Raw genomic sequence first — 12,884 nt, 5'->3', positions numbered from 1 at the left:
TTTTCCGCGGTTACCGGTCGTCTTTCGCCAACAAACTGCCCGCATACAACGCAGCCAGCAACAGGGTCAGGCCACCCCAGAAGGTGGAATAGAACGCCAGATGGGTGTTGAGCGGGAACACCGTCACCGCCAGCGCGAGCATCGCCGGGCGTGCGCGCTCACGCGCGTCCGGCGCCGCGAACCGCCATGCGCGCCAAGCTTGAGCCACGGCGGCCAGCCACAGCAGCAGGCCGAGAATGCCGGTTTCGGACAGGATCTCAAGCAGGATCTGGTGCGCGTGCAGCGCCGGTCCAGCACCCCACACGTCCTGCGTGGCGGGGGCCGGATTGCAGCCCGGGTAGGCATCGCGGAAGCCACGTGCGCCGACACCATTGATCGGATGTTGTTCGATCATGCACGCCGCCGCAGCCCAGATCTGGGCGCGGCCGGACAAGGCCTGATTGACGCCGTCGTTCTCGCCTTCCCACGCCATCGCGGTACGCGCGACCCGGTCCCCCACCTGGGGCACGCTCACGGTGAGCACGACTGCCGCGACCGCACCGACGGCGACGCAGGCCAGCAACCCGCGCACGCCGATCAACCGCCAGCCGGAGAACACCAGCACCAGGGCATAGGTCAGCCACGCCGCGCGCGAGCCCGCCAAGACCAGCACGACCCCCACCGCGGCGGCCACCAGTGACCAGCCGAGGATGCCCGCACGCCGAGAGGCGGCGAACAACAGGAACGGCGAGAGGCTGGCCAGCACCTGGCCGAATTTGAGGTTGCACGGGCCGAGCACGCCGCTGAGGCGATCCGCCGCCGCCATCTCCTGCGGTGAACACAACCCATGGCCACTGACCGCCCACTTGAGCTGATCCATCGACCAGAACAGCGGGCTGCTGCCGACGATCGCCTGTGCCAGCGCATCCACCGTCCACAGCCCGGTGATCACCGCCAGCCCGCCCAGCGTCAGCGCGCGCCGCTGCGGGGTGGCTACGGCAATCGCCACCAGCCACATGAAAGGCAGATAGCGCAGGCCGGCAGCGGCTTTGCGCCATGCCGTGCCGGGATCGATCGCATCAAACGCGGAGAACGCCTGCGGCAACCAATAACCAAGAAACAGGATGCTGGTCAGCGCCCAGGCCGGGCTGCTGAGCAGGCGCTGATTGCCCTGCAGCCGCAGCTGGACCATGCGCACCGCCGCGTACAGCGCGCCAAGCACCAGCACGCCCTCGGCGATGCCGGGCAGCGGCCACAACGCGACGAACGCAATCACCCACCACGGGGCCCAGCGGCCCGCGCGGGAGCCCGGCGAACCGGGAAGGACGGTGGGCTCAACCGATGAGGGAGGTATAGAGCTGGAGCGTGTCACGCTGCATGGCCTGCAAGGTAAACGGGATGCGCGTCGGCAGTGAGGGCGGCTGCAGCAACAACTGCTGCGCGCGCGCCAGCAGTGCATCGGCGTCGCCCAAGGGTACCGCGCCGGAGGGTTGCAGCTGAGTCAACAACTCGCCGACGCCACCATGGTTCCAACCGAGCACCGGCCGGCCCACCGACAACGCTTCGACCACAGTGCGGCCAAACGCTTCGGCCTTGTCCGAGAGCTGCAGCACCAGATCGCTGGCCGCATAGGCCTGCGCGATGCGCGAGGTCGGCGCGGTCATCAGCACCGCATCGAAGACGCCAAGGCTGCGCGCCTGCGCCTCCAGTTCGGCGACATAGGATTCGCGACCGGGCTCGCGCGTGCCTGGCATCCACAGCGTGGCCGGCACACCGGCGGCGTGCAGCCCGGCCAGCAGGCTCAACGCATGGCGATGCCCTTTCAGGCGGGTGCCACGGCCAGGCAGCAACAGCAGCGGCGCATCGCCGGCCAGCGCGGGATGCTGCTCGCCCACGGCCAGGCGCGCACGGCGATCCTGCCGGCCGACGCGTGGAAATTGCGCGACATCGACACCGCGGGGTATCACCTGCAGGCGCTCGGCCGGCACGCTGGGATAGTGAGTACGCACGAACTCACGCACGCTGTTGGAGACGCAGATCACGCGCTCGCCGCTGGTCATCACCGCGCTGTAGCGGCCCGGCGAGTTGAGCCCGTGCACGGTGGTGACCCAGTGCGGACGGGTCGCCGCCGGCAGGTTGCGCACGGCGTACAGGCCCAGCCAGGCCGGCAGCCGTGAACGCGCGTGCACGATGTCCGCGCCCACTTCGTTGAAGAGATTGCGCAGGGTCAGCACATGGCGCAGCGTCAGCAGCGACTTGCGGCCGATATCCAGCGTCAGGTGTTCGGCACCACTGGCAAGCAACGGCTCGACCAGGCGCCCACCGGCGGACACGACGATGGCCCGGTGGCCGGCGGCCACCAGGGCGGAGGCAATCTCAAGGGTGGAGCGTTCGACCCCGCCGGAGTGCAGCGCCGGCAGCAGCTGCACCACGGTCAGTCGGCGCACAGTGTGGTCCGCGGATCAGTCGGCGAGCACGAACACGGCGCCGCAGTACGGGCACGCAGCCTCGCAGTTGGGCTCGTCTTCGATCGGCAGGTACACGCGCGGGTGCGAGTTCCACAGCGCCATTTCCGGCGTCGGGCAGCTCAGCGGCAGATCGCTGCGGTGCACGGTGTAACGCTTCTCGGCATTGGCGGGCGCGGTGGCGGTATGGCTCATGGCGTGGACACACAAAGGGGGTTGCGAGACCGCCGATTCTAGCATCTGGCGGCTGCGGACGGCCGCTGGAGCGAAGCGGCCCGGGTTGGGACGGCTGGCTCTCGTCCAACCGACCACCGGTGTTTTTAAATCGATCCAAATGCATTGTCAACAATGGCCGATGAAACGAATTTGCGGGATTTAGATCGAACTAATTGCACTTGTCAGCGCCCGTTCCCGTGATGCAGGATCGACCGGTACCGATCATCGACCCGATCGCCTGCCCGACCCCCACCGGACATGCATCGCCTTTTTCCTGCCGTCTGCCGATGGCTGGGGGCGACGCCGTCCGCCGTGGCCATCGATGCGGGTCCTGCCTGCCGCCTGCCCTTCCCGGGAGACCCTTGCATGACCCTGTCCAACCTGCGCCCTGCCCGCCGCGCCCTTCCGCTCGCCCTGGCCCTGGCCTGCGCCTCGATCGCCCTGCCGTCTGCCGCGCAGGGCCTGCAGACCTCGTTCGAGCCGGGTCAGCCGGCCCCGGCCACGGGCGACGACGCGCTGCAGGTGCGGATCGGCACCGGGCCGGCGGCGCCCTATGCGGCCAAGCCCGGCGTCGGCTACAGCGGCCTGCATGCGCTGCATTACGCCTGCGCCGGTGGCAAGGCGCGCCGCCCGCTGTTCACGACCGACCTGGCCATCGAAGCCGATACCACCCTGTCCTGGCTGGTGCTGCCCGAGATCGTCGGCAAGGACACCGTCGCCTCGACCTACGTCTCGCTCGATCTGGTGCTCGACGACGGCACCCGCGTCTCGGCCAGCGCCGCGCGCGATCACCACGGCGTGGCGCTGGGCGCGCGTGCGCAGGGCGACTCGAAGACGCTGTACCCGCAGCAGTGGGCGCGCAAAGCCGTTCGCCTGGGCGATACCCCGGCGCTGCGCGGCCGTCGCGTGGTCGCGCTGGAGTTGGAGGTGGCCAGCGCCGATGGCGCGCCGGTGGCCGGCTGGATCGACGATGTCCGCCTGGACGCGCAACCGCGCAGCACGCCGCAGCGCCCCTCGGACTGGGTGCTGACCACCCGCGGCACGCAGGCCAATGGCACCTTCTCGCGCGGCAACAATTTCCCGGCGACCGCCGTGCCGCACGGCTTCAATTTCTGGACACCGGTGACCGACGCCGGCTCACTGACCTGGCTGTATCGCTGGAACGAACAGAACGATGCGGCCAACCGGCCCCGCCTGCAGGCGCTGGCGCTGAGCCACCAGCCCAGCCCGTGGATGGGCGACCGCCAGACCTTCCAGGTGATGCCGTCGGCGACCCGTGGCGTGCCCGAGGCCGACCGCAGCAAGCGTGCGCTGAGCTTCTCGCGCGACAACGAGCAGGCCCGCCCGTACCGCTATGACGTGCGCTTCGACAACGGCATCGCCGCCTCGATCGCACCGACCGACCACGCCGCCGTCTTCCGCTTCGCGTTCCCCGAAGGCGGTGATGCCAACCTGCTGTTCGACAACGTCGACGCACGCGGCGGGCTGACGCTGGATGCGGCCACCCAGACACTCTCCGGCTATACCGATACGCGCAGTGGCCTGTCCACCGGCGCCACCCGCATGTATGTGGTGGCCAGCTTCGACCGCCCGTGGCGCAGCAGCGGCACGGTGAAGACCGGCCGCCCGACCGGCTACATCAAGTTCGATACAGGTACCGACCGCCGCGTCTCCATGCGCATCGCCACGTCGCTGATCTCGGTCGAGCAGGCGCGCCACAACCTCGCACTGGAAGTGGCTGACAACGACGATGTGGATCGCGTGGCCGCGCGCGCGCAGGAGGCGTGGGATCAGCGCCTGGCCCGCTTCGACGTGGGCGATGCCAGCGATGACCAGAAGACGACGCTGTACTCCAACCTGTACCGCCTCTACCTCTATCCCAATTCCGGCCATGAAAACGCCGGCACCGCGGCGGCACCGGACTGGCGCTATGCCAGCCAGGCCAGCGCCTCGGATGAGAACACCGACGGCAGCGCCACGCGCAGCTTCGCGCCGGTGCGCGACGGCAAGGTGTACGTCAACAACGGCTTCTGGGACACCTTCCGCACCACCTGGCCGGCCTACGCGCTGTTCACCAAGGACGATGCGGGCGCGCTGGTGCAGGGCTTCATCGAGCAGTACCGCGCCGGCGGCTGGGTCGCCCGCTGGTCCTCGCCCGGCTACGCCGACCTGATGGTGGGCACCAGTTCGGACGTGGCCTTCGCCGATGCGTGGCTGAAGGGCATCGGCGGCTTCGACCCGCAGGAGGCCTACGCTGCCGCACTGAAGAATGCGACCGTGGTGCCCCCGGACCGCCATGTCGGGCGCAAGGGCATGGACCGTTCCACCTTCCGTGGCTATGCCACCGCCGATGTGCACGAAGGCATGTCGTGGACGATGGAAGGCGCACTCAACGATTTCGGTGCGGCCAACATGGCCGAGGTACTGGCCAAGCAGGCCGATACGCCGGCCACGCGCGAACGCTATGCGACCGAGGCCGACTACTTCCGTCACCGCGCCGGTACCTATGCCACGCTGTTCGATCCCGCCGCAGGCTTCTTCCAGGGCCGCAAGCCGGATGGCAGCTGGCGCCTGGATGCGAACGACTACGACCCGCGCGTGTGGGGCCATGACTACACCGAATCCAACGGCTGGACGTTCGCCTTCACCGCCGCGCACGACGGCGAAGGGCTGGCGGCGCTGTACGGCGGCCGTGAACAGCTGGCGGCCAAGCTGGACACCTTCTTCGCCACGCCGGAAACCGCCGATGCCGCGTTTGCCGGGTCTTACGGCGGCACCATCCATGAGATGACCGAAGCGCGCGATGTGCGCATGGGCATGTACGCGCACAGTAACCAGCCGGCGCACCACATCCCGTGGATGTACCTGTATGCCGGGCAGCCGTGGAAAACCCAGCAGCATGTCCGCGAGATCCTCTCGCGCCTGTACCTGGGCAGCGAGATCGGCCAGGGCTACCCGGGCGATGAGGACAACGGCGAGACCTCGGCGTGGTACCTGTTCGCCTCGCTGGGCATCTACCCGCTGCGCATGGGCGCACCGGAGTACGTGATCGGCTCGCCGCTGTTCCGCCATGCCCGCGTGGAACTGCAGGGCGGTGCGGTGCTGACCGTCAACGCGCCTGAAAATTCGGACCGCAACATCTACGTGCAGTCGCTGAAGGTCAACGGCACGCCGTGGACCAAGACGTGGCTGCCCCACGACCTGCTCGCCAAGGGCGCCACGCTGGACTTCGTCATGGGCCCGGAACCCTCGCGCTGGGGCAGCGGCCCGGACGATGCGCCGCGCTCGCTCACTGCGCGCGGCCAGCAGCCGGCCCTGCTGCATGATCTTCTCGGCAGCGGCGCGACCGCCCAGCTCGGCGATGGCCGCGCGGCGGCTGCGCTGATCGATGATGATGCTGCCACGGCACTGCCGCTGGGTAGCTCGAGCACGATCACCTTCAGCAACGTCGCAGCGGGCATGCCGTCGATGTACACGCTGACCAGCGGCAACGGCCCGATCCGCGGTGGCGAGTGGACGCTGGAGGCGCGCACCACCGGTGGGCGCTGGGTGCAGGTCGACCAGCGCCGTGGCGAGGCCTTCGCCTGGGCCATGCAGACCCGCCCGTTCCGCATCGCCCAGCCGGGACGCTACGCCGAATACCGGCTGCGCATCGGCGCACCGGGTCGCCTGCAACTTGCGGAAGTCGAGCTGCTTGCCCCGGCGGCGGCGCGATGAGGACTGCCCTGCCGATCACCCGGTGCCTGCTGACCGCCCTGCTCATCATCGCCGGGCTCGCCGATGCGCACGCGTTCGAGACCACACAAACCCGCGAGGGCGTGACCCTGCACTACCGCGACGCCAGCGATGCGCTGGCCGCGCCGGTCCGGGAGCGGATCATCGAAACCTTCTTCGGTGCCTATCTGCGCGAGCGCGCCGATTTTCATCCGGCCGCACCGACGCAGGTCGGCATCGTCATCGACCCGGCGTACGACGGGATCGCCTTCGTCGGCGAGAAGGCGCAGGCGGCGACGATCACGATCAATCCGGCCTGGCTGGCCAAGCACCCGGGCGACATCGATCTGGTCACGCATGAGGCGATGCACATCGTGCAGGGCTACCCCGAATACGCCAACGAACGCGTGCCGGGCTGGCTGGTGGAAGGCATCGCCGATTACGCCCGCGACCGCTATGGCAAGGACAACGCCGGGGCGGGCTGGGCACTGCCGACACAGGTCAAACCGGAGCAGAACGTCGATACCGGCTACCGGGTCACCGGTGCGTTCCTGGCGTGGAGCGAGGCGCAGCATCCCGGGCTGGTGAAGGCGCTTGATGGTGCGCTGCGCGAGGGCCGCTATACGCCGGCGTTGTGGGAAACACTCAGCGGCGTGACGTTGCCGGCGCTATGGGCGCAGTACGTGCGGACACGCTGATTACTGCCGGTGGCCGGTCGGCGTCTGCCAGCAGCCGGCCAGCGGCCGTCACTACCGGTGCCATCGGTGCCGTCTTCAGCGCGCGCCAACCAACCCGGCGTACAGCGCGAACAACTGCTGGAAATACCGCTTCGTCCGTTGATGGCGCATGACACCGTTCCCGTGGCTGATCGTGGAGGATCTGGTCGGGCCCAGGGTGGCGACGCCCCCACCGGAGCGCCACCACGGCCGGGCCGCGTGGGGGTATTGGGCGCTTGGGACGTTGCAGGGCGGTGACCGCCGTGCGGCGCGCGTGTGGCAGATGCACGCGCCACAACGACTCAGGCCGAAGGCAAACAGGGCCTGCCGACCAACGGTCGGCAGCTACCGGTTCGCTGCCCGAAACGAGAACGCGCCCCGAAGGGCGCGTTCTGGCAACTCAGAGCAGGGAAGAACGCCTTACGCGTTCTTCTCCGCCTCCAGTTGCTTGCGGATCTGCGCATCCACGGCCGCGATGGCGGTCATGTTGAGCACGCGGCGCGAGGTCGCGCTGGTGGTCAGGATGTGCACCGGCTTGGCCACGCCCATCAGGATCGGGCCGATCGCCACGCCGTCGGTGAACACGCGCACCAGGTTGTAGGCGATGTTGGCCGCTTCCAGGTTGGGCAACACGAACAGGTTGGCACGGCCCTTCAGCGTGCTGTTGGGCAGCAGCTTCTGGCGCAGGGCTTCATCCCATGCGGTATCCCCCTGCATTTCGCCATCCACGTTCAAGCGCGGGTTGCGCTTGAGCAGCATCTCGCGGACCGCCCGCATCTTCAGCGCGTCCTTGGAATCGTGGCTGCCGAAGTTGGAGTGCGACAGCAGCGCCACCTTCGGCTCGATGCCGAACAGCTTCATGCGGTACGCCGCCTGCAGCGTCGCTTCGGTGATCTGCTCGGCGGTCGGGTCTTCCTGCACGTGGGTATCCACGAAGAAGAACACGCCCTGCTGGTTGATCACGCCGGTCATCGCCGAGGTGGAGGTCACCTTGGCTTCCAGCGGCAGCACGCTGCGCACGTAGCCGAGTTTCTTGTGGAAGCGGCCGACCACGCCGGTCAGCATCGCGTCGGCTTCGCCACGCGCCACCATCACCGCGGCGATCAGCGTCGGCCGCGAGCGCATCAGGTTCTTGGCGGCGGCCACGGTCACACCACGACGGCCGGTGAGGTTGTGGTAGTACTGCCAGTACTCGTTGAAGCGCGGATCGTCGTTGATGTTGGTGATGTCGAAATCGACACCGGCCTTCATGCGCAGGCCCAGGCGCTCGACGCGGGCCTCGATCACGTCCGGGCGGCCGATCAGGATCGGCTGCGCCAGGCCTTCATCGACCACGTTCTGCACCGCGCGCAGCACCACTTCTTCCTCGCCTTCGGCGTACACCACACGCTGCTTGTCCGACCGCGCGCGGTCGTAGACCGGCTTCATCATCAGGCTGGTGCGGTAGACGAACTGGGCCAGCTTCTCGCGGTAGGCGCCCATATCGGCGACCGGACGGGTAGCTACGCCGGAATCCATCGCGGCCTGCGCCACGGCGGCCGACAGCTCCACCAGCAGGCGGCGATCGAACGGACGCGGGATCAGGTAGTCACGGCCGAAGCTCGGGGTCTCGTCGCCATAGGCCGAGCCCAGGTCGCTGGCCTCGCGGCGTGCCATCGCGGCGATCGCGTGCACGCAGGCGATCTTCATTTCTTCGTTGATCGCCGTCGCGCCGACGTCCAGCGCACCGCGGAACAGGTACGGGAAGCACAGCACGTTGTTGATCTGGTTCGGGTAGTCCGAACGACCGGTACCGATCAGCGCGTCCGGGCGGACCGAACGGGCCACTTCCGGCATGATTTCCGGGGTCGGGTTGGCGAGGGCGAAAATCACCGGATCCTTGGCCATGGTCTTGACCATGTCCGCAGTCAGGATGCCCGGCGCCGACAGGCCCAGGAAGATGTCCGCGCCATCGACGATCTCGGCCAGCGTGCGCTTGTCGGTATCACGCGCGTAGCGCGCCTTTTCCGGGTCCAGGTCGGTACGACCGGTGTGGATCACGCCGTCGCGGTCGAACGCCAGGATGTTCTCTTTCTTCAGGCCCAGCGAGACCAGCATGTTGACGCAGGAGATACCCGCCGCGCCCATGCCGGTGGTGGCCAGCTTCACGTCTTCGATCTTCTTGCCGGTGACGAGCATGGCGTTGAGCACGGCCGCGCCGACGATGATCGCAGTGCCGTGCTGGTCGTCATGGAACACCGGGATGTTCATCCGCTCGCGCAGTTTGCGCTCCACGATGAAACACTCCGGCGCCTTGATGTCTTCCAGGTTGATGCCACCGAAGGTCGGTTCCAGCGAAGCGATGATGTCGACCAGCTTGTCCGGGTCGTTTTCATCGATCTCGATGTCGAACACATCGATGCCGGCGAACTTCTGGAACAGCACGCCCTTGCCTTCCATGACCGGCTTGCCGGCCAGCGGGCCGATGTTGCCCAGGCCCAGCACGGCGGTGCCGTTGGAGATCACCGCGACGAGGTTGCCGCGGGCGGTCAGTTCACTGGCCTGCTGCGGGTCGGCCATGATCGCTTCGCAGGCGTGTGCCACGCCCGGCGAATACGCCAACGACAGATCACGCTGGGTCAGCATCGGCTTGGTCGCTGCGACGCGGATCTTGCCCGGCGGCGACATGCGGTGGTAATCGAGGGCAGCCTGTTTGAAATCTTCGTTGGACATCGCTTTCTGCAGATGAATGGGCGAGAGGAACAGGGGATCATACCCCCGTTGGCGTGGACGGACCTGTCGCTACGCTGTCGCGGCGATGTTGCAACCGCACATAATCCAACGCAGCGCACAAGCCGTTCGCCGGCGTATGCGGACCAGCCTGCCGCGCACAGATGACAGCGCGCACCGGGCCTTCAGAACAAAACATGGCCGTGCCGCCCCGGCAGGAACGACACGACCACGCACCACACCATCAGGTCAGCGGGCTCAGTGCGCCGGGGCCGGCAGCGTGTCCGGCAGGTCGGCGACGACCAGCGGCGGCAGCTCGGCTTCGCGGCCGTCCAGCACCATCGCCAGGCGGTCGCGATCCAGTGCGTTTTCCCAGCGCGAGACCACCACGGTGGCCACGGCATTGCCGATGAAGTTGGTCAGCGAGCGGCATTCGCTCATGAAGCGGTCCACGCCCAGGATCAGCGCCATGCCGGCCACCGGCACTTCCGGCACCACCGCCAGGGTCGCGGCCAGGGTGATGAAGCCGGCACCGGTGACGCCGGCGGCGCCCTTGGAGCTGAGCATCGCCACCAGCAGCAGGGCGATCTGGTGGCCCAGGGTCAGTTCGGTGTTGGTCGCCTGGGCGATGAACAGCGCCGCCAGGGTCATGTAGATGTTGGTGCCGTCCAGGTTGAACGAGTACCCGGTCGGGACCACCAGGCCCACCACGGACTTGCTGCAGCCAGCCTTTTCCATCTTTTCCATCAGCGAGGGCAGCGCCGATTCGGAGGAGGAGGTGCCCAGCACCAGCAGCAGTTCGGCCTTGAGGTAACGGGCCAGCTTGAATACCGAGAACCCGCACAGGCGGCACACCACACCCAGGATCACCGCCACGAACAGGAAGGCGGTCAGGTAGAACGAGCCGACCAGCCAGGCCAGGTTGACCAGAGAGCCGACCCCGTACTTGCCGATGGTGAAGGCGATCGCACCGAACGCGCCGATCGGGGCCGCCTTCATCAGGATGTGGACCAGGCGGAACACCGGGGCGGTCAGCGCCTCCAGGAAGGTCAGCACCGGGCGACCCTTGGCGCCGGTCAGGGCCAGCGCGATGCCGAACAGCACCGCCACGAACAGCACCTGCAGGATGTTGCCTTCGACGAAGGCGCTGACCAGGGTGGCCGGGATGATGTCCAGCGCGAAGCCGACCAGGGTCAGCTCATGCGACTTCTGCACATAGCCGTTGACCGCGGTCTGGTCCAGATCGGCCGGGTTGATGTTCATCCCCGCGCCCGGCTGCACCACGTGCGCCACCACCATGCCCACGATCAGGGCCAGCGTGGAGAAGAACAGGAAGTAGGCCATCGATTTGGCGAAGACCCGGCCCACGGTGCGCAGGTGGGTCATGCCCGCGATACCGGTGACGATGGTCAGGAAGATCACCGGGGCGATGATCATCTTCACCAGCTTGATGAAGGCATCGCCCAGCGGCTTGAGCGATTCGGCGAAGGCCGGCTCGTAATGGCCGAGGATGGCACCGAGAACGATCGCCACCACCACCTGGAAATACAGTTGGCGGTAGAACGGCAGCGGCTTGGCTGCCAGCGGGGCGGTGGTGGGAACGTGCATGGGAAGCTCCGGCAGTGTCACGAAGGATGCCGGCCGCGCTGGGCGGCATCTGGCGTGGCCTTTTTACGCCCGCATCCGGCCAACGCAGATAACCTATTGGTACTAGCCCCCCGGTTCAGCTGACCGCACTGCCTACACTGGCCCGGCACCGCGCCCCCACGGCGGCGGGTGGCCCTGCGGCGGATCAAGGGTAAAATTCCCAAAGATTTGCCGTTCGCGGCCGTTGTTGTTCTGCCCCACTCTTACTTGCAGCTACCGCCCATGCGCCCTACACCCCTGTTCATTGCCCTGGCCCTGGCCACGGCCCCGCTCGCCGCCACCGCGGCCGACTGGGACAACTGGCCGACCAAGGCCACTTTCAGCGATGGCACCGAACTGGCCGCCACCGCCAACATCGCCTACGACCTCAACGACTTCTCCGGCAACAGCGGCATTGAAGATGCCGACGCCGTGCGCCGCAAGGAATTCGGCGCGACCCTGAAGAAGAAGGGCGTGTATGACGCCATGGTCTATTACGACTTCCAGTCCGATACCTGGCTGGACGTCTTCGTCCGCTTCGAAAGCAAGGCCTTCTTCGGCAGCGACATCGGCCGCTTCCGCTTCGGCTACATGAAGACCCCGGTCGGCCTGGACGCGGGCACCTCCTCGCGCGCCGGCAGCTTCCTGGAGACCGCCCTGCCCGTGCAGGCGTTCTACGAAGGCCGCCGCACCGGTGCCGAATGGGTGCTGGAGCGCCCGCAGTACCTGCTGCAGGCCGGTGCCTACGGCGGCAAGGATCTGCAGGGTGACAATCCCGGCACCACCCAGGCCGTGCGTGCGGTGTGGACCCCGGTCAAGGCCGCAGGCGACGTGATCCACCTGGGTCTGGCCTATTCGCAGGAAAACCCACGCGGTTACCGCGATGGCCGCGATGTCTCGCACCCGGCCAGCGCCCGCCTGCGCGCACGCCCGGAAGCCGGCCTGACCGATATCCGCCTGGTCGACTCCGGTGCATTGGCCACCGCCGACAAGATCGTCCGTACCGGCCTGGAAGGCATCTGGATCCGCGGTCCGTTCTCGCTGCAGGGCGAAGCGCTGCAGACCACGGTCAGCCGTGATGGCAAGCCGGATTACACCGGCAACGGCCAGTACGCGATGGCGAGCTGGATCCTGACCGGCGAATCGCGCCCGTACAACGCCGGTGCCGTGGCCAACGTGAAGCCGGCCCACAGCTATGGCGCGGTCGAGCTGGTGACCCGTTACAGCCGCATCGATCTGGACGACGCCGATGTGTTTGGCGGCCGTCAGCACGACTGGACCCTGGGTGCCAACTGGTACCTGACCTCGCACTTCAAGTTCCAGGCGAACTACGTGAAGGTCGACGCCAGCCGTCGCGGCGTGCGCAGCCAGCCGGAAATCTTCGAACTGCGCGCTCAGATGCACTTCTGATCCCGCCCGGCGGACGCGTTGACGCGCGTCCGCCGTGTCCTGCCTAGAC

The 12,884-nt window shown here is 67.6% G+C and carries 8 protein-coding genes; 3 read left to right on the top strand and 5 right to left on the bottom strand.

The annotated features are described in order from the left end of the window. Positions 1-10: 10 nt before the first annotated feature. Genes ACWV8V_RS14865 through ACWV8V_RS14855 form a run of 3 tightly spaced genes read right to left on the bottom strand, consistent with a single transcriptional unit; the run spans position 11 to position 2,639 of the window. Positions 11-1,333: an O-antigen ligase family protein gene (locus ACWV8V_RS14865; RefSeq protein WP_455900131.1), complete on the bottom strand. Its 1,323-nt coding sequence runs from the start codon at positions 1,331-1,333 to the stop codon at positions 11-13. Next, entirely contained in the window at positions 1,314-2,426 is a 1,113-nt protein-coding gene (locus ACWV8V_RS14860; RefSeq protein WP_455900086.1) for a glycosyltransferase, read from the bottom strand. Before ACWV8V_RS14860 ends, ACWV8V_RS14865 begins: the two co-directional genes overlap by 20 nt. 15 nt (positions 2,427-2,441) lie before the next feature. Beyond that, positions 2,442-2,639: a zinc-finger domain-containing protein gene (locus ACWV8V_RS14855; protein ID WP_019183790.1), complete on the bottom strand. Its 198-nt coding sequence runs from the start codon at positions 2,637-2,639 to the stop codon at positions 2,442-2,444. A 387-nt stretch (positions 2,640-3,026) separates the two neighbouring features. Here ACWV8V_RS14855 and ACWV8V_RS14850 point away from each other — a divergent pair, with 387 nt between their 5' ends. Both ACWV8V_RS14850 and ACWV8V_RS14845 read left to right on the top strand, forming a co-directional pair. Further along, positions 3,027-6,377 (top strand): GH92 family glycosyl hydrolase, encoded by a 3,351-nt coding sequence (locus ACWV8V_RS14850; protein WP_455900085.1) that lies wholly within the window; start codon positions 3,027-3,029, stop codon positions 6,375-6,377. Beyond that, a complete protein-coding gene (locus ACWV8V_RS14845) occupies positions 6,374-7,072 on the top strand; it encodes a basic secretory protein-like protein (RefSeq protein ID WP_455900084.1) in 699 nt (232 codons plus the stop codon). The genes ACWV8V_RS14850 and ACWV8V_RS14845 overlap by 4 nt, the downstream gene beginning before the upstream one ends. Before the next feature lie 438 nt (positions 7,073-7,510). Here ACWV8V_RS14845 and ACWV8V_RS14840 read toward each other — a convergent pair whose 3' ends face one another. Both ACWV8V_RS14840 and ACWV8V_RS14835 read right to left on the bottom strand, forming a co-directional pair. Beyond that, a complete protein-coding gene (locus ACWV8V_RS14840) occupies positions 7,511-9,802 on the bottom strand; it encodes an NADP-dependent malic enzyme (protein ID WP_259259179.1) in 2,292 nt (763 codons plus the stop codon). A 255-nt stretch (positions 9,803-10,057) separates the two neighbouring features. Continuing rightward, a complete protein-coding gene (locus ACWV8V_RS14835) occupies positions 10,058-11,407 on the bottom strand; it encodes a dicarboxylate/amino acid:cation symporter (RefSeq protein ID WP_121039654.1) in 1,350 nt (449 codons plus the stop codon). Positions 11,408-11,668: 261 nt separating this feature from the next. Between ACWV8V_RS14835 and ACWV8V_RS14830 the strand changes: the two genes are divergently transcribed. Then, entirely contained in the window at positions 11,669-12,835 is a 1,167-nt protein-coding gene (locus ACWV8V_RS14830; protein WP_455900083.1) for an OprO/OprP family phosphate-selective porin, read from the top strand. Positions 12,836-12,884: the final 49 nt, after the last annotated feature.

The sequence above is a fragment of the Stenotrophomonas sp. Ker107b genome (genome assembly GCF_053847245.1).
The sequence above is the reverse complement of the archived record's forward strand: the minus strand, read 5'-3'. Positions and strand labels throughout refer to the sequence as shown.